The following is a 20,293-nucleotide window of genomic DNA, read 5'->3' as shown; positions in this document are numbered from 1 at the left end:
GGTCGGTTCCCATCCTGATTGAACGCGCCTTCGCGGCGCGGCGCAAGCAGTCAGCGCGAAGCAGGCCACCCCTGCTCCGGTACCCAAGCACCTGAACAACGCTGGCGAGTGCCGGTTTATTCCCGCCTCAAAGGCGAGCGGAACTTATGGTCGCATTAACGCGGCATAGTCCGAAAATAGCAGCCTGCCATCAAATGACGTAAGTGCGCGGGCAGGAAGCCTGGTCGTCACCCTCCCCTCGCCGCCCGCGTCAGGAGCCGCTGGTAAAAAAGGCCGATGCCGATCAGCACGGCGCCGAGACCGATGAAGGACAGCGCACGAAGCACGCCCTCCAGTTCCGACATGTCGAAGAGGAAGACCTTCATCACCGCAACAGCGATCAGCACGGCGGAAGCAACGCGCAGCACCTGCGACTTCAACCAGACGCCGGCGGTAAGCAGGGCCACGCCAATGGCCAGCCAGAGTGCGGAATAGGTGTAGGTCTCGAGTTGGCCGAGTCCGCTCCACAACCCGATGAACTCGCCCTTGAACAGGCGCCTGACCGACAGCGTGGCGTAGGCGAAGGCAAGCAGCGATGCGATCAGCGCCAGCATCGCCGCATACCAGCGCGGACGCTTGTCGCGGACATAGAGCGCCAGCGCGCCGGCGGCGATCGCCGGCAGCAGATAGGCCAGGAAGAGCAGGTTGAAGAACGGGACGGTGCCGGTCGATTCGTCCGTCAGCAGCGGGTTCAGCACCACGAAATGCCGGATGAGGATGAAGGCGACCGAGAGCACGCCGGCGGCCATCGAGCCATAGCGCAGCACCGAGCTCGGAGAGCGCATGTCGATGGCGACGAGGATAGCGCCGGCGCCGAGCGCGATCAGCGTGTAGATCGCCTGTTCGGCCAGCGTGACCGGGCCGGTGTCGATGACGCCGCCATGCATGGCATGGCGCACCAGCATCGCAATGGTGAGCAGCGCGAACAGGGCCGACGCGGCTTCCATGGCAAGGCGCGGGCGGCCATTGGTGGTGCGTGCCAGTTGCCAGGCGGCGAAGCCGAAGGCGAGCGCCGGCACGCCATAGCCGGGCAGCAGCCAGTTGAAGACCGGCGTCCGCGACAGTGCCGCGGCGCCGACGATCGTCGGATCGAATGCGACGCGGCCGAGCACGGCAACAGCGGCGCCGACCGCGATCCACCCCAGCACCCGATAGGAGCGCCAGCGCGTCGCCAGCGCAGGTAGAATAGCAGCAGCGCCAATCAGCAGCGTCGTCCAGCCGGAGCCGAAGGCCATGTGCAGCATCAACAGCCCGGCGAAACCGGCGCCGCCAAGCGCGAACGACACGGCAGGGCCCCCGCCGAGCGGCGGTTCTTCGGCGCGTGCGATCCACTCGCCGCCGGCGGCAAAGACCAGCACCAGCAGCAGCGCCGGCAGCGCGTAGCCGAAGTCGCGGTCTATATCGCCGAAGGTGAGCCACAGCGCGGTCAGCACGACCAGCGGGACGATGACGCCCCATGCCGACCATGAGGCGGCGCGGACGGGGGCCGCGGCAGCAAAGCGGCGCGCGGCCCAGAAGCCGGCGGCGATGAAGACGATCGCCAGGGCGATGCCGAGACGGAAGGTCAGCGTGTCGGCGGTTGCCAGCGGCTCGACGCCCAAGCCGGCGCCCACCACGTCGGCGCCGATGGTGGCAGGCGGGACGATGCCGAGATAGATCACCACCGTCGCCAGCGCCGCCGCGAAGACCAGCGGCAGGGCGCGCGGCCGATAGAGCGCGACAGCTACGAGCGCTGCCAGCAGCACCGCGCCTTGAAGGGCGTCGCCGGCGACGGCGAAGGCCGGATCGAGAGAGAGGCCAAGCGCCGTCAGTGCTAGGAAGAAGCCGGGCGCGATCGAGGGCCAGTCGAAGCCCGGCTCCGCTTCGTCGCGGCGAGTGGTCAAGAAAGGGACGAGCCAGACGAAGGCGAGCACGGCGAGCGTGGCCAGGCTGATGAAGAGCACCGCGGCCAGGTTCATCTCCGACGCATCCGTCATGTAGGCGATGGTCCAGATGCCGGTGCCGGCAAAGGCCGCGGCGACCAGCGCTTCCCAGGCGCGGATGCGGGCTATGGCCGCGGTGGCGGCAAGCACAATCGCCAGATAGACGAACAGCGCCCAAGGGTTGGGCGCCTGCGCGGCGACGAGCGCCGGGGTGACCATGGCGCCGACGAGGCCAATGCCGGCGAGCGCCAGACCGTGCACCAGCGAGACGGCGATGGCCGCGACGGCGATGGCGCCGAGCAGGGTGAAGGCGAGCGCCGGGCCGATGAACCCGTAGATGCCATGGGCGGCGTAGACAGTCCCGAACAGGATGAAGGCGCCGGCCCCGGTCAGGATCGCCGGGATATAGGCGCCGGCCGCACCTTGCACCGGCACCCTGAAGCCGGTGCGGCGGATGAATTCGGCACCGCCGATCAGCACCAGCCCGAGCGCGGCCGCCATGGCGAGGCGCACGCCGGGGCCGAAAATACCGGCCTCGATGGTGTAGCGGATGAGGAACAGGCCACCGAGCGCCAGCGCGATGCCGCCGACCCAGACCGCCCAGCGCGTGCCGAGCGCCGTTTCGACATCGGTCTGCCGGGCTGCCCTGGCCGGCGTCGCAGGCTCTGCCGCGACAACCGGCTGCGCCGCTTCGGCCAGCTCCTCGGATTTGGCCGAAGTGCCCTCGCCTGCCTCGGTCGGCGCCTCGGCCGCCCGGGCAGCGTCGGGCGCCATTGCAGCGGCTTCGGCTGCCGCTTCACTTTCCTGGGGCGTGACAGCCTCGGCTGCGGAGGCGGGAGCTTCATCGGGCGCGGCTTGCGTCACCGCGCCGGAGGCCGGCGCGGGCAGCGGGACACCGGAGAGCACCAGGCTGCGCAGCGCGCCAAGCTCGCGCTCGATCAATCCGATGCGGGTTTGCTGGCGCGAGATGATGACGAACAAAGCGATGACGGCGGCAATCGCAATCAGGCCGAAAAGCATGGGGCGGTTCCCCTCAAACCGGACCAGTCCTGGCAGACAAATGCGGCGACGGGACGGCTAGCCAAATCAGCGCCTTGCCGGCTTTCAAGATCGAGCATGTTTCGAAGACAATTGCCAGCAATCTGATTGCTTTTCCAATGCCGAAACGTCGACACGGATTGGACGCGCCTTCACGATTTACCTGCCGCCGGTTCTGAAATAGCCGTGTTATTCTCGAACGTTCGCTCGAATGAGGATGATCGCTCGAATGAGGATGGTCGATGCCGCAACGAAGCGCTGGTCTGCTGATCTACAGGCGAACCGCAGGGGTTTTCGAATTCCTGCTGGTCCATCCCGGCGGCCCCTTCTGGGCACGGAAGGATGAAGCGGCATGGTCGATCCCGAAAGGACTTATCGGCGACAATGAGGTCGAGCTCGAGGCGGCCCGGCGCGAGGCCGAAGAGGAACTCGGACTCGCCATCGACGGCGATTTCCGGCCGGTCGGCAGCTACCGCCAGCCGGGCGGCAAGATCGTGATCGCCTGGAGCGTCGAAGCGGATCTCGATGCGGGGGCCATCAGGAGCAACATGTTCACCATGGAGTGGCCGCCGCGATCAGGCCGAATGAAGGAGTTTCCCGAAGTGGACAGAGCCGGCTGGTTCTCACTGCCCGAGGCTGGTCTGAAGATCCTGAAAGGCCAGCGTCCGATCCTCGACGATTTTCTGGAGCGGCGGGGCGTCTGATAGACGCCCTCCCCTACCGTCCGGCGGTTTCCCCGCTGACCGCCTTCGCGGACACATGATGCCGGCGCAGCGCCGCGAGAAAACCGGCGCGGGCGTTGGGCGGCTCGATCCCGCGCGGCTCGTAGACATGCCGGGTGAAGAAGAAGCCGGTCAGCCGGAAGGCGTCCTCGAGTGCCGAGGCGTCGGCGCGCAGTCCGGAGCCGCGTTGCAGGAAAGTGGGCAGCACCAGCATCTTGTCGTGCCACGGCGCACCGGCCGCGCGCGAGACGGCGCGCCCGGATTTTGGCGAGACATAGGCGAGGTCCTGCCGCGTGCCGGTCGCCGCACACTGGCTGAGATCGAGGCCGAAGCCGAGCTCGTCGAGGATCAGCAGCTCGAAGCGCGCCACCAGCTCGCCGGCGGCATCGACATCATCGAGATGGGAAATCATCACGGCAAGCGCCTCGTAAAGGCCGCCATGGGCGTCGCGTTCCGGCAAGAGCCGCAAATGCGCTGCCATGGTCTGCAGGCCGTAGACAGCGACTGCGCTGTCCATCAGCCGGGCGGCGTTCATCTCGATCGCTTCCGCCTGGAAAATGCCGAGATGCTCGTCGAGCCGCGCCCGCCACAGCAGGTCGACACGGTTGCCAGGCTGCAGCACCGGCTGCTGCTTGCGCGAGCGGCCGCCGCGCACCAGACCGAGATGGCGGCCATGGGCGCGCGTCATCACCTCGAGGATGGCGCTGGTTTCGCCATGCTTGCGAGTGCCGAGAACGATTCCCTCGTCGCGCCATTCCATGGCTTGAGCTTTTCACCCGTTGCGCGGCGAAATCAAGGTTGCTTCGACCCCGGCAGGTGAGTGCTGTCAGCAGCATCTTGTACGTACGTGTATGTACGTTATGTCTAGACCGTCCCGCCTGGCGACTGATTTGACGGTGGCAGGTCAAGGCCTCGGCGGCCAGCTCCTGGTGGCCGCAGCCTTGCGATGCCTGCGTGTCGCAGCCGAAGTAGGCGGTCTGCTGCTGATCATCGACGCCAAGAGCGAGCGCGCCGCGACTGGTGTCGCAGCTATGGCGCCGAGCCGCTTTCGGGAGCGCCTCTGACCCTCATCATGCCACTGGCAACCTTCGCCGCCGATCTCAGGGCAAGAGGCTTGTCGTAGACCATGCCCATTGCCGGTGGGCGACATGGCTCAATGTGGAAACTCCAGTCCCATCTCGCGGTAGCGCTCGGGATCGTCACCCCAGTTCTCGCGCACCTTGACGAACAGAAAGAGGTGCACCTTCTGCTCGAGGATCTCGGCGATCTCGGCGCGAGCGGCCTGGCCGATGGCGCGGATCGTCTCGCCCTTGTGGCCGAGCACGATCTTCTTCTGGCTGTCGCGCTCGACATAGATGACCTGCTCGATGCGCACCGAGCCGTCCTTCTTCTCTTCCCATTTCTCGGTCTCGATATGCGAGGAATAGGGAAGCTCCTGATGCAGCCTCAGATACAGCTTCTCGCGGGTGATCTCGGCCGCCAGCTGGCGCATCGGCAAATCGGAGATCTGGTCCTCCGGATAGTACCAGGGTCCCAGGGGCAGCGACTCGGCGAGATAGTCGAGCAAATCCTTGCAGCCGGAACCGGTAAGCGCCGAGACCATGAAGGTGCGCTTGAACGGCACTCTTTCGTTCGCTGCCGCGGTCAGGGCCAGAAGCGTCTCCGGCTTGACGCGGTCGACCTTGTTGAGGACGAGCAGCATTGGCTGCCGGACGTCCTTCAGCCGGTCGAGGATGGCGTCGGCATCGCCCCTGATGCCGCGCTCGGCATCGATCAGCAGCACCACGACATCGGCGTCCTTGGCGCCTCCCCATGCGGTGGTGACCATGGCCGTGTCCAGCCTGCGCTTCGGCTTGAAAATGCCGGGCGTGTCGACGAAGACGATCTGCGCGTTCTCATGCGTGGCGATGCCGCGCACGATCGCGCGCGTCGTCTGGACCTTGTGGGTGACGATCGACACCTTGGCGCCGACCAATTGGTTGACCAGCGTCGACTTGCCGGCATTGGGTGCGCCGATCAGCGCGACGAAGCCGGAGCGCGTGGCGGGTGTCTCGGGAGCTTCGGTGCCGGTCATGCCACGCTCCATACGCCTTCGCGCAGCAGAAGGGCAGCCGCCGCTGCCTGTTCCGCCTCGCGCTTGGAACGGCCGGTGCCGATCGCCGGCGCAAAGGAGCCGACCTTGACGCTGACGGTGAACAGCGGGTCGTGGTCCGGCCCCTCACGGCCGTCGATGCGATAGACCGGCACGGCGCCCGCCGCCGCCTGGTGCGCCCATTCCTGCAATTCGGTCTTGGCATCGCGGCGGGCCGCGCCGATCGCCTGCGAGCGCGGCTGCCAGTAACGGTGGATGAACGCGCGGGCGGCTTCAAGGCCGCCATCGAGATAGAGCACGGCAATCAGCGATTCCAGCGCGTCGGCGCGCAGATTGGTGCGCTTGCGGCCGTCGAGATTGCGCACGTCCGAGCCGGCGCGGACCAGCTCAGGCAGGCCGATTTCCTCGGCGATCTCGGACAGCGCCTCGGCATTGACCAGCGCGTTGAGGCGCAGCGACAGTTCCCCCTCGGCGGCATCCGGAAAGGCGGCGAGCAGCATGTCGGCGACGACAAGCCCAAGCACGCGATCGCCCAGGAATTCGAAGCGCTCATAGTCGACGCCGGCATGGGTCGAGCGCGCGCTGGCGTGGGTCAGCGCACGCTGCAGCCGCTGGCGATCGACGAAGGCGTGGCCGGTGCGCTCCGCGAGTGCTGCGGCGAGATCATCGGCGTTCGGCCGCTTGTTGCCCATCACCCTAGTGGACGAAATGGAACAGGCGCCCGGCGCGGATCAGCGACGGCCACTTCCAGACTTCGAGCGGGCTCGCGCCGCCGGCGATCGAGAAGAAGATGACGTTGGCGCGGCCGACGAGGTTCTCGGCCGGCACGAAGCCGACGGTGAAACGGCTGTCGGAGGAATTGTCGCGGTTGTCGCCCATCATGAAATAGTGGCCGGCGGGCACGTCGAACTCGCGGGTGTTGTCGCCGATCGAGTTCTGGGTCAGGTCGAGCGTGTCATAGCTGACGCCGTTGGGCAGCGTCTCGCGATAGACATCGACCGGTCCCTGCGCCTCGGTGATATCGGGATTGTCGATCTGGCCGACCTTTTCGCGCGGGACGGCGGCGCCGTTGATGAAGAGCTGGCCGTCCTTGACCTGTATCTTGTCGCCCGGCAGGCCGACCACGCGCTTGATGTAGTCGACGGACGGATCCGGAGGGAACTTGAACACCACGACGTCGCCGCGCTTCGGTTCCGAGCCCCAGATGCGGCCGGAAAACAGGTCCGGACCGAAAGGCAGCGAATAGCGCGAATAGCCATAGGCCCATTTGGTGACGAAGAGATAGTCACCTTCGAGCAAGGTCGGCCGCATCGAGCCGGAGGGAATGGAGAAGGGCTGGAACAGCAGCGTGCGGATCACGAGCGCGAGCAGCAAAGCCTGGATGATGACGGAGAAGGTTTCACCTAGTCCGCCGGATTTCTTCTCGCGTTTTTCAGCCACGCTCATGTCGTCCTCGATTATGCGTTGGTTGGTATAGAGTCTCGGCGCGCGCTGGGCAACGTCATGCCGCCGTGGTCAGATGGAATCAATGTGGCGCTTGTTCGGCGGGCACTGCTTCGATGATCACAAAGGCTTGAGCAAGCGGGAAATCATCGGTGATGGTGAGATGGATGACCGCGTCGTGGCCCTTGGGCACGATCGCGGCCAGCCTGGCCGCCGCGCCGCCGGTCAGCGCCATCGTCGGCTTGCCGCCGGGCAGATTGACGACGCCCATGTCGCGCCAGAACACGCCCTCGGCCATGCCGGTGCCCAGCGCCTTGGCGCAGGCTTCCTTGGCGGCGAAACGTTTGGCGTAGGAAGCGGCGCGAGCGGCCCGGTTTTCCGATTTGGCCTGCTCGACCTCGGTGTAGATGCGCTGGATAAAGCGCTGGCCGTGCCGTTCCAGCGATTTGTCTATGCGTCTGATGTCGATGAGGTCGCTGCCGATGCCGATGATCATTCCGCGGGCACTTCCCGCCCGCCATGCCTGGCCTTGGCCGCCCTTTCGGCCATGCGCCGCTTGCGCTGTTCACGAAACACCGTCATGCCCCAGCGCGTGATACCGTAGAACAGCAAGCCGAAGACCAGCCCCAGCGGCACCGCGCCGATCAGCATCGGCTCCAGGATCGGGTGCCACAGTTTCGCGAATGAAAGCTTGTGCATCATCTCGCCAAGATGCGCGGGAGGCCCGTGCACGGGCAGGCGCTCGTGCAGGATGAGCTTGCCAGTCTCCCAGGACGCGCCCCAGAGCAGCGGAAAGGTCAGCGGATTGCCGAAGAATACCGCCCCCAGGGCTGCGGCCACCAGGTTGCCGGCGATCACCCAGCAGAGCACGGCGGCGATGACGAAATGAAAGCCAAGCGGGAAGAAGGAGGCAAAGACCCCGGCCGCGACCCCGGCCGCCACGGAATGGGGCGTGGCCTTCAATCTCAGGATACGCTTGGAGAAATATTGCACCGAACGCCAGAAGGAGCGGCGCGGCCACAGGTAAGTACGCACCCGCTCCAGGAGGCCATCAGGCTCTCGGCGTCGAAAAAGCACTCTCTTCCAGTTCCCGGTCCAACACACGCTGCCCCCAGTTGCGGGGCGCACCGACATATATTGCGCTTCGAGGGCGCAGAATGGCAATAACGTCTGATATAGGGACAGCGCCGCCACGCGACAACGAAACGGTGCCGCGATGGTCTGCCGCAGCGGTAACAATATCGGCATTCTGGCAAAACTGAGGAAAAGGTCCGGGAGGATTGCCAATGATCGCCATTGGACCGGCGTGGAAGTCTCCCCAGATCCTGGGGGCTGCGCGCGCCGCTTCGCTCCTTGCTCCGTCGCAGGATGACGAAGACGCGCAGGCTTCGGCAGTCTTCCTGACAGGCTTTAGTCTAGCGGCCTCAGATGTTGCGGCTGCCGGGCTTGACGGCCGGGAGGGCCGCTAGCTCCGGCGGCAGGCGGTCCGGCGGATAGGCCGGCACCTCATATTCGGCAAGCGCGACCAATGGCACGCCGACATCGGTCTTGCCGGCGGAGCGGTCGATGATGCAGGCAGCCGCCGCCACCTCGGCGCCGAGCTCGCGCAGGCAGTCGATGGTCTCGCGGATCGAGAGGCCCGTGGTGACAATGTCCTCGACGATGACGACGCGCGACCCCTTGTCGATCTCGAAGCGGCGCAGCCTGAACTCGCCCCCTTCCCGCTCGACCCAGATCGCCGGCGCACCGAGATGGCGCGAGGTCTCGTAGGCCGGGATCAGGCCGCCGATCGCCGGGCCGACGACGTAGTCGATCCTGCCCGGCACCGCCTCGCGGATTTTCTCGGCCAGCGCCTTGCACAGGCGCTCGGTCTTGTCGGCATGCATGAAGACGCGCGCCTTCTGCAGAAAGATCGGACTGCGCAATCCCGAGGTCAGGATGAAGTGCCCTTCCAGCACGGCGCCGGCTTCGCGGAAGATGCCCAGCACTTCGTCGGTGTTCATTGTTCGCTCCATGCCCTTGGCGAGTGGTGAATGGTGAATGGTGAATGGTGAATGGTAGTGAGAACACCTTCTATTCACTATTCACTATTCACTATTCACTATTCACTATTCATCCATTGACGCGCCTCGCGTCGCTGACGCTCGAATTGTCCTTCAGCTGCGACAGCAGCCGGTTGAGATGCTTCAGATCCCAGACCTCGAGGTCGATCAGCATCTCGGTGAAATCCGGCGCGGTGCGGACCATCGACAACGTATGGATGTTGGCGTCATTCGCCGCGACAACCTGGGCGATGTCGGCCAGAGAACCCGGTGCGTTGATGGCGGTGACCGAGACGCGCGCCGGAAAGCGCTCCTTGGTGCGCTCGTCAATGTCCCAGCGCACGTCGATCCAGCGCTCGGGCTGATCGTCGAAGGCCTGCAGCGCCGGCGACTGGATCGGATAGATGGTGATGCCCGTCCCCGGCTGGATGATGCCGACGATGCGGTCTCCGGGCACTGCGCCTTCCGGCGCGAAGCGCACCGGCAGGTCGCCGCGCACGCCGCGGATCGGCACGGCGTCGTCGCGCGGCTGGTTCTTGTCCTTGCGGGACGCGCGGCCCGGCATCTGGAACAGCATGCCGGCGGCGTTGCGGATCTTGGACCAGCCCTCCTCGCGCTGCTTGGGCGCCGCGACGGTGACGCGCTCGTCCTTGTAGTCCGGGAACACCGCCTTCATGACGTCGGTCGAGCCGAGCTCGCCGCGACCGACGGAGGCCAGCACGTCCTCGATGTCCTTGCGCGCCAGCCGGTGCAGCACCGGCTTCAGGCTTTCCTTGGTGAAAGTCTTGCCGGCACGCTCGAAGGCGCGCTCGAGGATGCGGGCGCCGAGCCCGGAATATTGCTTGCGGATGGCATTCTTGGTGGCGCGGCGGATAGCCGAGCGCGCCTTGCCGGTGACGACGACCGATTCCCAGGCGGCCGGCGGCACCTGCGCCTTGGAGCGGATGATCTCGACCTCGTCGCCGTTCTTCAACTCCGTCATCAGAGGCATGATGCGGCCATTGACCTTGGCGCCGACGCAGGTGTCGCCGACATCGGTGTGGACGGCATAGGCGAAGTCGATCGGGGTGGCGCCGCGCGGCAGCGCGATCAGCATGCCCTTGGGGGTGAAGCAGAACACCTGGTCCTGGAACAGTTCCAGCTTGGTGTTCTCGAGGAAATCCTCCGGATTGTCGCCTTCGGCCAGTTGCTCGATGGTGCGCCGCAGCCAAGCGTAGGCGTTGGTCTCCTTGGAGATCGAGTGCATGGCGCCGTTCACCTTGCCGCCGCTGTCCTTATAGATCGAATGCGCGGCAACGCCGTATTCGGCGATCTTGTTCATCTCGCGGGTACGGATCTGCAGCTCGACGCGCTGGCGCGACGGGCCGACGATGGTGGTGTGGATCGAACGGTAATCGTTCTGCTTCGGCGTCGAGATATAGTCCTTGAAGCGGCCGGGCACCATCGACCAGGTGGTGTGGATGGCGCCGAGCGCGCGATAGCAATCCTCGAGTTCGTCGACGACGACGCGGAAGCCGAAAATGTCGGAGAGCTGTTCGAAGGAGAGCGCCTTGGCCTCCATCTTGCGGAACACCGACCATGGCTTCTTCTGCCGGCTCTTGACGCTGGCCTTGATCGCGTGTTTCTCGAAAAGCGCCGACAGCGCCTTCTCGATCTCCTCCAGCACGCCCTTGTTGCGCTCGAAGATCTCGGCGAGCCGCGCGGTGACGGCGCGATAGGCCTCCGGATTGATATAGCGGAAGGCGATCTCCTCCAGTTCCTCGCGCATGCCCTGCATGCCCATGCGCCCGGCGAGCGGCGCATAGATGTCCATCGTCTCCTCGGCGATGCGCAGGCGTTTGGACTCGGGCATATGGTCGAGCGTGCGCATGTTGTGCAGACGGTCGGCGAGCTTGACCAGGAGAACGCGAATGTCCTCGGAGATCGCCAGCAGCAGCTTGCGCAGGTTCTCGGCCTGCTCGGCCTTCTTGGAGACGAGGTCGAGCTTCTTCAGCTTGGTCAGGCCCTCGACCAGCTTGCCCATTTCCGGACCGAACAGCTCGTCGATCTCGGCCCGCGTCGCGGTGGTGTCCTCGATGGTGTCGTGCAGCAGGGCGACGGCGATGGTCGCCTCGTCCATGTGCATCTCGGTGAGAATGGCCGCGACTTCCAGCGGATGCGAGAAATAGGGGTCGCCCGAGGCGCGCTTCTGATGGCCATGCTTCTGCATGGCGTAGACATAGGCCTTGTTGAGCAGCGCCTCGTTGACGTCAGGCTTGTAGCGCTGCACGCGCTCGACAAGCTCATACTGACGCATCATGGGCGGGATCTCGCGGTGCTGAAATGAATCATGCGCCGCAGGCTATGCGGCGCATGTCATAGATAGCCACGAAACTGCCGATACGGAAGTGCCGGATTCCCGATCCGGGCGAGTTCCGAACGCGCTTAGTAGTCGTCGCTCTTTTCCGGCGGCACCAGGCCTTCGATGCCGGCGAGAAGGTCTTCCTCGCTCATGCGGTCGAAGGCGATGTTGTCTTCGGCATCGTCGGTGTCGGCGGCGGCCGCAGCAGCACCGGTCTGATCGGCGATCGCCTCGCCTTCGGCCTCCGGCTCGTCGACCTCGACATGCTTCTGCAGCGAGTGGATCAGGTCTTCCTTGAGGTCGTCGGGCGCCAGCGTCTCCTCGGCGATCTCGCGCAGCGCAATGACCGGATTCTTGTCATTGTCGCGAGGAACGGTGATCTGCGCGCCCTGGCTGATCTGGCGGGCGCGGTGGCCGGCGAGCAGCACGAGCTCGAAACGGTTGTCGACCTTGTCGATGCAATCTTCAACGGTTACGCGGGCCATGGACTGCCCCTTTCATGCGATGGATTTGGTGGAAAACAGGCGCGCTCCATAACCCGGACGCCGTCGAAATACAAGCTTTATGGCGAGGACGGCCGAGGCACGAAGCTTTGCCCGGCGCGACCTGCGGGCATCGCCCCGCCCCGGCGCTCACATAATGGCGATCACAATTGCTTGCAATCGGCACCCGCGCCCTTGGATATCCGCAAATCTGGCGCTATCTCGAATGAGACGGCAAAATGGGACCATTATCGGGCCTGCCCGTCAGGCGGATTTCGACGACAGATATTTTTGAAAAGGGATATTTTTCAATGTTCGACCCCCGTGAAAAGATCGCTCTTTTCATCGACGGCGCCAATCTTTACGCCACCTCTCGGGCACTCGGCTTCGACATCGACTACCGCAAGCTGCTGGCGAGCTTCCAGAAGCGCGGCTATCTGCTCAGGGCCTACTACTACACCGCGCTTGTCGAGGACCAGGAATATTCCTCGATCCGCCCGCTGATCGACTGGCTGGACTATAACGGCTTCAAAGTGGTGACCAAGCCCGCCAAGGAGTTCACCGACTCCACAGGCCGCCGCAAGATCAAGGGCAACATGGACATCGAGCTCACCGTCGATGCGCTCGAGCTCGCCGACGTCGTCGACCACTATGTCATCTTCTCCGGCGACGGCGACTTCCGCACGCTGGTCGAGGCGCTGCAGCGGCGCGGCCGCAAGGTGTCGATCATCTCAACGATGGCTTCGCAGCCGCCGATGATCTCGGACGATCTGCGCCGCCAGGCCGACCATTTCATCGACCTGATGACGCTGAAGAGCGAGGTCGGCCGCGACCCGTCGGAGCGGCCGGTACGCCGGCCCGAGCCGGCTGAAGTCGACGAGGACGATTATTGAGAGCGGCCTTGAGCGCCGAGCCCTCGCCCGAACCCAGTCGCGACTGCCCGCTTTGTCCGCGGCTGCATGATTTCATCGCCGCGTGGCGCCAGCGCGAGCCCGGTTGGTTCAATGCGCCGGTGCCGACCTTCCTGCCGCCGCAGGGTGAGGCCTCGGTGCGGCTTTTGATCGTGGGGCTGGCGCCCGGCCTGCGCGGCGCCAATCGGACGGGGCGGCCTTTCACCGGCGACTATGCCGGCGATCTGCTCTACGGCACGCTGATCGCGCAAGGCTTCGCGCGCGGCGAATTCAAGGCGAGACCCGATGACGGGCTGGAGTTGGTCGGCACGGCGATCACCAACGCCGTGCGTTGCGTGCCGCCGGAGAACAAGCCGGTCGGCGCCGAGATCGCCACCTGTCGCACATTCCTCCAGCCGACCATCACGCGTTTCCCCAACCTGCGCGCCATCCTGACCTTGGGTTCGATCGCGCATCAGTCGACGGTGCGGGCACTGGGTGAAAGGGTGGTGGCTTATCCGTTCCGGCATGCCGGGAGACAGGAGGTCGGTGGGATGGCGCTGTTTTCCAGCTATCACTGCTCGCGCTACAACACCAATACGGGCGTGCTGACGGAAGCCATGTTCGTCAATGTCTTCCAGGAGATTGCGGCGTTCTTGGAAAACCAAGGCGATGGCCTCTAATGCATGTCGCTCAGAAGTGTGCGCGGTTCTGAGACAACGACATGCATAAAAACAAAACCCTAAGGCGCGTCGCCTGAACTCGTTTCAGCGCGACCCGCTTTAGTCCGCGTCGTGTGTCATGGCAGGAACGGCTGGCATTCCCTTCCGACCAGCCTGAATCCTGCCAGCTCTCAGAGCATCCGGTGCATCACATAGGCGTCGACGAAGCCTAGCCGGGGATGCTGAAACGCCTTTGGAATGGTCCCGACAATGGCAAAGCCAAGCCGCTGCCAAAGTTTCACCGCGCGTTCGTTGCTGCTGACGACGAAGTTGAACTGCATGGCTCGAAAGCCAAGTTCGGCGGCTCGTCGCAAGGAATCCTCACACATGGCTGTGGCAATGCCGCGTCCCGTGAAGGCAGCCGATGTGACATAACCGCAATTGGCGACATGCGCGCCGCCGCCGCGCTGATTGGCACGGATGTAGTAGCATCCAGCCACGTCGCCGGCGTCGTCGGACACGAACACCTCGTTGCCCTCGGCAAACCAGTAGGCGATCGCTTGGTCGCGGCTCCAGTCGGGAGGCAGCGCGTAGGTTTCCCCGGCCCGCAAGACGGGCTCGAGAATGGACCAGATCGAATCTAAGTCTGCCGGCGTGGCGGGACGAATGGTCGGCACGGTCGGGCTCTCGCGCGAGATGGAAACGATTAGAACCGGATGGCGGCAAGGATACTGCCAAGAAAGACCAGAACCACAAAGGCAATTGCAAGTTCCGGGCCCACGGAAGCTTTCTGCCGAGCGGGAATATCCCCTGGCAATGGCTGCATGAACCCCTCGAATATGCCTTACTTTAGCATATGCTTCAGGGACATACGCGAAGAGTACATTCGGCTTCCTAGGAGGCGGGTGCCGAGGCAAACAGCTCAGCCAATGTCTCGCGCCCGCCCTGCAGGACATTGAGATCGACATCGCCGCTAATTCCGTCGATCCGGCCCCGGTTGTGATACTGCCAGTAGATCCAGTCATCGCGGCCTGGCTGCAGAAGCAATGAGCGCAGCCACAGCGGCCGCTTGGCGATGTGGCCGGAATAGGCAACCGCGGCATCATCGGTCAGATAGACGATTGCCGGCTTGCCGAAGGCCGCCTCGACCGGAGCGAGGAACGCCTGCAGTTCGACATTGAGCTGTTCCGGCGACGGACGTTGCGGGCAGTTGCCGCCGAACTCGATGTCGACCACTGGCGGCAGCAGCGGCTCGCCGCGCGGCACCGCCGAGATGAAATTCTTCGCCTGGTCGGCGCCCGGCCGGCAGAAGGTGAAGAAATGATAGGCGCCAACCGCCAGCCCGGCCGCGCGCGCCTCGCGCAGGTTGGTCGCAAAGGCATCGTCGACATGGTCGCCGCCTTCGGTAGCCTTGATGACGGCAAAGGCGACATCGTCGGCGGCGACACGCCGCCAGTCGATCCGGCCCTGATGGTGGGAGATGTCGATGCCCCTGACTGGGAACCGGTCGCGATCAGGAGAGAAGGTGTGGAAATAGATGAGGCCGCCTGCCCCAACGAGGGCGGCCAAAACCAGGCTGGCCAGGGTCCAGAGAACAATCCGTTTCTTCAAGACCATCCCCCTGCCGCTCATCGATGGCGAAAATGGAATCCAGACTGTTGGCTTTTTTCAGGCTGCCGGCCGAGATTCCTCACCCGCGCTGTTTGAGCAGCCGACCCTTCTCGCGCGACCAGTCGCGCTGCTTTTCAGTCTCACGCTTGTCGTGCAGCTTCTTGCCGCGCGCGATCGCAAGCAGCAGCTTGGCGCGGCCGCGATCGTTGAAATAGATCTTCAGCGGCACCAGCGTCATGCCTTCGCGCTCGACGCTTTGCGAGAGCTTTGCCATCTCGCGCTTGCTGACCAGCAGCTTGCGGCGCCGACGCGGCTCGTGGTTGAAACGGTTGGCCTGGAGATATTCCGGCAGATAGGAATTGATCAGCCAGATCTCGCCGCCTTCGGCCGAGGCGTAGGATTCCTGGATGTTGGCCTGGCCCTGGCGCAGCGACTTGACCTCGGTGCCGGTCAGCACCAAGCCGGTCTCGATCGTGTCGAGCACCTCGTAGGAAAAGCGCGCCTTGCGGTTTTCGGCGACCGTCCTGTTGTTGGGGTCGGCTTTCTTGACTTGATTCATGAGACGGAGAGGTGGCGCCTCGCCCCTAATTTATCAAGCCGGCATGCTTCATCGCCTGATCGATCTTTTCGGCCGTCGAAGCCTCGATCGTCACCAGCGGAGAGCGCACGACATTCTCGACCTTGCCCAGCTTCGACAGTGCGTATTTGGCGCCGCACAGGCCCGGTTCGACGAAGATCGCCTTGTGCAGCGGCAAGAGCCGATCCTGCAGTTCGAGCGCCTTGGCGCCGTCGCCCGAAAGCGTCGCCTCCTGGAATTCGGCGCAAAGGCGCGGGGCGACATTCGAGGTCACCGAAATGCAGCCAACGCCGCCATGCGCGTTGAAACCGAGCGCGGAGGCATCCTCGCCGGAGAGCTGGATGAAATCCGTGCCGCAGGTGGCGCGCTGTTCGGAAACACGCTCGACCTTGCCGGTGGCATCCTTGACGCCGACGATGTTCTTGAAGTCATGCGCGAGCCTGCCCATCGTGTCGGGTATCATGTCGATCACCGAACGCGGCGGGATGTTGTAGATGATGATCGGCAGCTTGGTCGCCCGGGCGACGGCAGCGAAATGCTCGTAGAGGCCGCGCTGGGTCGGCCTGTTGTAATAGGGCGTGACGACGAGCGCGGCATCGGCGCCGGCCTCCTCGGCAAATTTCACCAGGCCAACCGCTTCCTCGGTGTTGTTGGAGCCGGCGCCCGCGACGACGGGCGCGCGGCCCTTGGCCACCTCGACGCAGACCTTGATAACCTGGCGGTGCTCGTCATGCGACAGCGTCGGCGACTCACCGGTGGTGCCGACCGGGACGAGGCCCGTGGTGCCTTCGGCCAGCTGCCATTCGATGAAAGCGCGAAAGGCTTTCTCGTCGAAGCGCCCGCTCTTTTCGAACGGTGTGACGAGCGCGGTCAGCGAGCCTCTCAGCATTTTGTCCAACTCCTTGGAGCTTTTCTGAACTTGGCTCGAAACCGCTCTGGCGGCAGAGCGAGCTTCGAAACAGGTTCTCGGGTCTAATTGCGCGCCTTCTAACCGAAAGCGAAGCCGCGCACCATAGTCTCGACATGGTTCAGCGGCAAGCATGGCCATAAGGCCAGCGGGCGCATTTCGAACGGCCTCGACAAGCTTTTGTCTGCGAGCCTTTCACGGCTTAAGTTCAGGCTCTTGATAAGCCCATGAAAGCCTGTGCCTGCTGGCGATGTGCTGGGGTTTGGAGAATGCCGACAGGGCGGGCTCATCTTTTCGCGCTTCTTGGTGCGGCCGCTGCGCTGATGCCGGGGATAGTGATCGGCGGCAGCGCCGAGATGCATGTGGCGGCGGCGATCCCTGCGCCCGGCGCGGGGCAAGTGCCCGACCAGGCGCAGCCCGATCACCCTTCGGCCAGCATCGCGCAACTGAAGAGCGGGCTGGACGCGCTCGCCGCCAACAACGTTGCCGCCGCGCGCAACGCGCGCGACACGCTGCCCGCCGCGTCGCTCGACCGACACATCCTGGCTTGGGCGATCGCGCTCTACGGCGGCGACCAGGTGCCGAGCGGTGAGATCGCCGACGCAGCCAAGATGCTGCCTGGATGGCCGGGGACGATCGCGCTGCGCAAAAACAGCGAGCGCGCGCTCTATCGCGAAAACCCGCCGCCGCAAGTGGTGGTGCAGGCCTTCGGCCGCAGCCAGCCGCTGACTCCGGAAGGTGTGGTGATTCTGGCGCGCTCGCAGGTGGCGCTCGGCAACGCCGCGGCGGCAAGGGCGGTGCTGGCGCCATTCTGGCGCACCGAAACACTGGACGCCAAGGACGAAGCCGCCATCATCAAGGAGTTCGGCGCGCTGATCCCGACAGCCGACCATCGCTATCGCATGGAGCGCATGTTCTATGCCGACCGGCCGAACTCGGCCTTGCGGATCGCCGCCCTTGCCGGAGCGCAGCAACTGGCAGAGGCCTGGGCGGCGGCCGGAAGGGGCGACAAGAATGCGGCCAAGTTGCTGACGGCGGTGCCGGCGGCGCAGCGTTCGGCCGGCTATTTCTTCGCCCAGGCTCAATATCTGCGCAAGCAGCGAAAATTCGCCGATGCAGCCGCAGTCGTAATGAAGGCTCCAAGCGACCGGGATGCGCTCGTCGACCCCGACGCCTGGTGGGTCGAGCGCCGCGTTCTCTCACGCGACCTGGTCGATCAGGGCGACATGAAAACCGCCTACAAGATTGTCTCCATGCACGCAGCCGAAGCCCCGGCCAGCGCCGCCGAGGCCGAGTTCCATGCCGGCTGGTATGCGTTGCGCGGCCTCAACGATCCGGCTGCCGCGGCCGCGCATTTCGGGCGCATCGCAGACCTCGCCCAGGGGCCGGTGTCGCTGTCGCGCGCCTATTACTGGCTCGGCCGCGCGGCTGAGGTCGGCGGTCCGGGCAGCGCCAAGGATTATTTCACGCGGGCCGCAGCTTACGGCACGACCTTCTACGGCCAGCTCGCCGGCGAGCGCGTCGGCTTGAGAACGCTCAACATCGCCTATCCCAAGCCAAGTGACGCCGACCGCCTGAGTTTTGAAGGCCGCGAGGCGGTCAAGGCGATAAAAAGGCTGCAGGAGGCGGGTTACGATCGCTATGCCGAGACGCTCTATCGCGACCTCGCCGGGCAATTGACCAGTCCGGGCGAGCTGGCGCTGCTGGCGGTGCTGGCGGAGAAGCAAGGCAATCATTTTATCGCGCTGAAGGTCGGCAAGATCGCCGGCGCTCGCGGCATCGATGTCGGCGCGCTGTCGCATCCGCTGGGCGTCATTCCCGATTCGGCAAACATTTCCGGCTCCGGCAAGGCGCTGGCCTATGCCATTGCTCGCCAGGAGAGCGAGTTCAATGTCGGCGCGATTTCCAGCGCCGGGGCGCGCGGCCTGCTGCAGCTGATGCCGGGAACCGCGAAGCAACTGGCAAAGAAGGCCGGCATGAGCTTCTCGCCGGCGCGGCTGACGACCGATGCCGGCTATAATGCGACGCTCGGCTCAGCTTTCCTGGGGGAGCAGCTCGACCGCTTCAACGGCTCCTATGTGCTGACCTTCGCCGGCTACAATGCCGGCCCCAACCGCGCGGCGCAGTGGGTGGCCAAATATGGTGACCCGCGCGGCAAGGACGTCGATGCCGTGGTCGACTGGATCGAAAGGATTCCCTACACGGAAACAAGAAGCTACGTGCAGCGCGTGATGGAGAATTACGAAGTCTACAAGATGCGTATCTCGGGGAAGTACGACATCGTCGGCGACCTCGTGAACGGACGGAGCTGAGCGGCCTGCGCGAGTCGTTTCAGGTCGAGATCCTTCGCGCCCCCCTCTGTCCTGCCGGACATCTCCCCCACAGGTGGGAAGATTGGCAGCTTCGGTCTTGCGCTCGTCCTGCAGCGTTGGAGATTGGCGAAAGGCGATACGACGGCCGATCTCCCCCCTTGTGAGGGAGATGTCCGGCATGACAGAGGGGGCGCAGCCCGCCAGCGCCTTGGGGCCGCTTGCCCATTCCTGCCCACATCTGTAGCTGTCGACGATAATCCGACAGTGGCGAGGAATCGAAGTGCATACGGCCGGCGACCAGGGTTTCTCCGACTTCTTCTATGCCGCGCCCGATGGGTTGAGGCTCCATGCCCGAATCTACGGCGAGGCGAATACCGATGGCTGGCCGGTGGTCTGCCTGCCTGGTCTGACCCGCAATGCCCGCGACTTTCACGAGTTGGCGCTCTTCCTGTCCCGGGAGGCTGCGAGGCCGCGCAGGGTCATTGCGTTCGACTACCGCGGACGCGGTCTGTCCGACTATGATCCGGTTATCGGCCACTACAATGTCGGCGTAGAGGCCGGCGACGTGCTGGCTGGACTTTCGGCGCTCAACATCGATGAAGCCGCCTTTGTCGGTACCTCCCGCGGCGGACTGATCATCCATGTGCTTGGCGCGCTGAAGCCGGCGATGCTGAAGGCCATCGTGATCAACGATATCGGCCCGGTGATCGAGATCGAGGGCCTCTGCCATATCCGCTCCTATCTCGACCGGACGCCGAAGCCGAAGACTTTTGCCGAAGCCGTGGACACGCAGCGGCGCGTGCACGGCGCCGGCTTTCCTGCCCTCTCCGACGCGGATTGGTCGCGTATGGTGGCCGCCATCTACCGCGATACAGAAGCCGGGCTATTGCCGGATTTCGACTCGACACTGGTCGACACGCTGGCCGGCATCGATTTCGAAAAGCCGCTGCCGGATCTGTGGGCGCAGTTCGACGCGCTCGCCGCCGTGCCGCTGCTCGCGATTCGCGGCGCCAACTCCAAGCTTCTGTCTGCCGCAACGCTCAAGGAAATGCAGAGGCGCCATTCCGGCATGGAGACAATCACGGTTGAAGGCCAGGGGCATGCGCCTTTCCTGGAGACCGGCAGTCTCCCAAACGAGATTGCCGGCTTTTTCGACCGGGCGGAAGCAAATCAAACCAAATAAAGCCCGAGACGTTATAAGTCCCGGGCTTCA

19 protein-coding genes and 1 pseudogene are annotated in these 20,293 nt (G+C 64.6%); 6 read left to right on the top strand and 14 right to left on the bottom strand.

Translation table 11 applies throughout. The features are described 5' to 3' along the window. Window positions 1-227: 227 nt before the first annotated feature. Window positions 228-2,981, bottom strand: coding sequence for a DUF2339 domain-containing protein (locus EN818_RS09510; protein ID WP_135904422.1), 2,754 nt, complete (start codon window positions 2,979-2,981; stop codon window positions 228-230). Window positions 2,982-3,241: 260 nt separating this feature from the next. Here EN818_RS09510 and EN818_RS09505 point away from each other — a divergent pair, with 260 nt between their 5' ends. Then, window positions 3,242-3,703 (top strand): NUDIX domain-containing protein, encoded by a 462-nt coding sequence (locus tag EN818_RS09505; RefSeq protein WP_095805730.1) that lies wholly within the window; start codon window positions 3,242-3,244, stop codon window positions 3,701-3,703. Window positions 3,704-3,716: 13 nt separating this feature from the next. Here EN818_RS09505 and recO read toward each other — a convergent pair whose 3' ends face one another. Next, window positions 3,717-4,481, bottom strand: a complete 765-nt coding sequence (recO, locus tag EN818_RS09500) for a DNA repair protein RecO (protein WP_095805729.1) — start codon at window positions 4,479-4,481, stop codon at window positions 3,717-3,719. Window positions 4,482-4,593: 112 nt separating this feature from the next. Here recO and EN818_RS09495 point away from each other — a divergent pair. Beyond that, window positions 4,594-4,844, top strand: a pseudogene (locus EN818_RS09495) (GNAT family N-acetyltransferase); the annotation flags it as partial. Window positions 4,845-4,874: 30 nt separating this feature from the next. Here the strand turns inward: EN818_RS09495 and era are convergent. The 8 genes from era to rpoZ form a co-directional block, all read right to left on the bottom strand. Then, window positions 4,875-5,807: a GTPase Era gene (era, locus tag EN818_RS09490; protein ID WP_176478358.1), complete on the bottom strand. Its 933-nt coding sequence runs from the start codon at window positions 5,805-5,807 to the stop codon at window positions 4,875-4,877. Continuing rightward, entirely contained in the window at window positions 5,792-6,505 is a 714-nt protein-coding gene (rnc, locus tag EN818_RS09485; RefSeq protein ID WP_176478357.1) for a ribonuclease III, read from the bottom strand. The genes era and rnc overlap by 16 nt, the downstream gene beginning before the upstream one ends. A gap of 4 nt (window positions 6,506-6,509) precedes the next feature. Then, on the bottom strand, window positions 6,510-7,259 hold the full coding sequence (gene lepB / locus EN818_RS09480) for a signal peptidase I (RefSeq protein ID WP_095805727.1): 750 nt from the start codon (window positions 7,257-7,259) through the stop codon (window positions 6,510-6,512). Between the two features lie 79 nt (window positions 7,260-7,338). Then, window positions 7,339-7,752, bottom strand: coding sequence for a holo-ACP synthase (gene acpS / locus EN818_RS09475; protein WP_095805726.1), 414 nt, complete (start codon window positions 7,750-7,752; stop codon window positions 7,339-7,341). Next, the gene (locus EN818_RS09470; protein WP_095805725.1) at window positions 7,749-8,333 is read right to left on the bottom strand and encodes a DUF2062 domain-containing protein; all 585 of its coding nucleotides are present in this window, start codon (window positions 8,331-8,333) and stop codon (window positions 7,749-7,751) included. Before EN818_RS09470 ends, acpS begins: the two co-directional genes overlap by 4 nt. A 347-nt stretch (window positions 8,334-8,680) precedes the next feature. Then, window positions 8,681-9,259 (bottom strand): orotate phosphoribosyltransferase, encoded by a 579-nt coding sequence (gene pyrE, locus EN818_RS09465; protein ID WP_095805724.1) that lies wholly within the window; start codon window positions 9,257-9,259, stop codon window positions 8,681-8,683. A gap of 109 nt (window positions 9,260-9,368) precedes the next feature. Further along, a complete protein-coding gene (locus EN818_RS09460) occupies window positions 9,369-11,597 on the bottom strand; it encodes a bifunctional (p)ppGpp synthetase/guanosine-3',5'-bis(diphosphate) 3'-pyrophosphohydrolase (protein ID WP_095805723.1) in 2,229 nt (742 codons plus the stop codon). A gap of 125 nt (window positions 11,598-11,722) precedes the next feature. Continuing rightward, window positions 11,723-12,124 (bottom strand): DNA-directed RNA polymerase subunit omega, encoded by a 402-nt coding sequence (rpoZ, locus tag EN818_RS09455; RefSeq protein WP_095805722.1) that lies wholly within the window; start codon window positions 12,122-12,124, stop codon window positions 11,723-11,725. 308 nt (window positions 12,125-12,432) lie between these two features. On the opposite strand from rpoZ, the gene EN818_RS09450 reads away from it, so the two are divergent. Further along, a complete protein-coding gene (locus EN818_RS09450; protein WP_095805721.1) occupies window positions 12,433-13,014 on the top strand; it encodes an NYN domain-containing protein in 582 nt (193 codons plus the stop codon). An 8-nt stretch (window positions 13,015-13,022) separates the two neighbouring features. Then, the gene (locus tag EN818_RS09445; protein ID WP_095805720.1) at window positions 13,023-13,694 is read left to right on the top strand and encodes a uracil-DNA glycosylase; all 672 of its coding nucleotides are present in this window, start codon (window positions 13,023-13,025) and stop codon (window positions 13,692-13,694) included. A 170-nt stretch (window positions 13,695-13,864) separates the two neighbouring features. Here the strand turns inward: EN818_RS09445 and EN818_RS33565 are convergent, their stop codons facing one another. From EN818_RS33565 to dapA, 4 genes are all read right to left on the bottom strand, one after another. Further along, complete coding sequence (locus EN818_RS33565; protein ID WP_245420328.1) at window positions 13,865-14,350, bottom strand: N-acetyltransferase; 486 nt, start codon at window positions 14,348-14,350, stop codon at window positions 13,865-13,867. Between the two features lie 217 nt (window positions 14,351-14,567). Next, entirely contained in the window at window positions 14,568-15,284 is a 717-nt protein-coding gene (locus tag EN818_RS09435; protein ID WP_095805825.1) for a GH25 family lysozyme, read from the bottom strand. Window positions 15,285-15,363: 79 nt separating this feature from the next. Next, window positions 15,364-15,843 carry an SsrA-binding protein SmpB gene (smpB, locus tag EN818_RS09430; RefSeq protein WP_095805718.1) on the bottom strand — a complete coding sequence of 160 codons (480 nt, stop codon included), beginning with the start codon at window positions 15,841-15,843 and terminating at the stop codon, window positions 15,364-15,366. A 25-nt stretch (window positions 15,844-15,868) separates the two neighbouring features. After that, window positions 15,869-16,750 carry a 4-hydroxy-tetrahydrodipicolinate synthase gene (gene dapA, locus EN818_RS09425; protein ID WP_095805824.1) on the bottom strand — a complete coding sequence of 294 codons (882 nt, stop codon included), beginning with the start codon at window positions 16,748-16,750 and terminating at the stop codon, window positions 15,869-15,871. A 287-nt stretch (window positions 16,751-17,037) separates the two neighbouring features. On the opposite strand from dapA, the gene EN818_RS09420 reads away from it, so the two are divergent. Both EN818_RS09420 and EN818_RS09410 read left to right on the top strand, forming a co-directional pair. Continuing rightward, entirely contained in the window at window positions 17,038-19,080 is a 2,043-nt protein-coding gene (locus EN818_RS09420; RefSeq protein WP_095805717.1) for a lytic transglycosylase domain-containing protein, read from the top strand. A 280-nt stretch (window positions 19,081-19,360) separates the two neighbouring features. Then, window positions 19,361-20,263 carry an alpha/beta hydrolase gene (locus EN818_RS09410; protein WP_095805716.1) on the top strand — a complete coding sequence of 301 codons (903 nt, stop codon included), beginning with the start codon at window positions 19,361-19,363 and terminating at the stop codon, window positions 20,261-20,263. The last annotated feature ends 30 nt before the right edge of the window (window positions 20,264-20,293 follow it).

The sequence above is a fragment of the Mesorhizobium sp. M3A.F.Ca.ET.175.01.1.1 genome, assembly GCF_004791945.1.
Classification (GTDB): Bacteria; Pseudomonadota; Alphaproteobacteria; order Rhizobiales; family Rhizobiaceae; genus Mesorhizobium.
This window is presented reverse-complemented; position numbering and strand designations above follow the sequence as displayed.

What these genes read in the sequence shown, in the direction of transcription:
- EN818_RS09510 (WP_135904422.1), bottom strand. Translation starts at nt 2,981, where the DNA reads ATGCTTTTCGGCCTGATTGCGATTGCCGCCGTCATCGCTTTGTTCGTC.
- recO (WP_095805729.1), bottom strand. Translation starts at nt 4,481, where the DNA reads ATGGAATGGCGCGACGAGGGAATCGTTCTCGGCACTCGCAAGCATGGC.
- dapA (WP_095805824.1), bottom strand. Translation starts at nt 16,750, where the DNA reads ATGCTGAGAGGCTCGCTGACCGCGCTCGTCACACCGTTCGAAAAGAGC.
- rpoZ (WP_095805722.1), bottom strand. Translation starts at nt 12,124, where the DNA reads ATGGCCCGCGTAACCGTTGAAGATTGCATCGACAAGGTCGACAACCGT.
- acpS (WP_095805726.1), bottom strand. Translation starts at nt 7,752, where the DNA reads ATGATCATCGGCATCGGCAGCGACCTCATCGACATCAGACGCATAGAC.
- rnc (WP_176478357.1), bottom strand. Translation starts at nt 6,505, where the DNA reads ATGGGCAACAAGCGGCCGAACGCCGATGATCTCGCCGCAGCACTCGCG.
- pyrE (WP_095805724.1), bottom strand. Translation starts at nt 9,259, where the DNA reads ATGAACACCGACGAAGTGCTGGGCATCTTCCGCGAAGCCGGCGCCGTG.
- EN818_RS09450 (WP_095805721.1), top strand. Translation starts at nt 12,433, where the DNA reads ATGTTCGACCCCCGTGAAAAGATCGCTCTTTTCATCGACGGCGCCAAT.
- EN818_RS09420 (WP_095805717.1), top strand. Translation starts at nt 17,038, where the DNA reads ATGCCGACAGGGCGGGCTCATCTTTTCGCGCTTCTTGGTGCGGCCGCT.
- EN818_RS09460 (WP_095805723.1), bottom strand. Translation starts at nt 11,597, where the DNA reads ATGATGCGTCAGTATGAGCTTGTCGAGCGCGTGCAGCGCTACAAGCCT.
- EN818_RS09505 (WP_095805730.1), top strand. Translation starts at nt 3,242, where the DNA reads ATGCCGCAACGAAGCGCTGGTCTGCTGATCTACAGGCGAACCGCAGGG.
- lepB (WP_095805727.1), bottom strand. Translation starts at nt 7,259, where the DNA reads ATGAGCGTGGCTGAAAAACGCGAGAAGAAATCCGGCGGACTAGGTGAA.
- smpB (WP_095805718.1), bottom strand. Translation starts at nt 15,843, where the DNA reads ATGAATCAAGTCAAGAAAGCCGACCCCAACAACAGGACGGTCGCCGAA.
- era (WP_176478358.1), bottom strand. Translation starts at nt 5,807, where the DNA reads ATGGAGCGTGGCATGACCGGCACCGAAGCTCCCGAGACACCCGCCACG.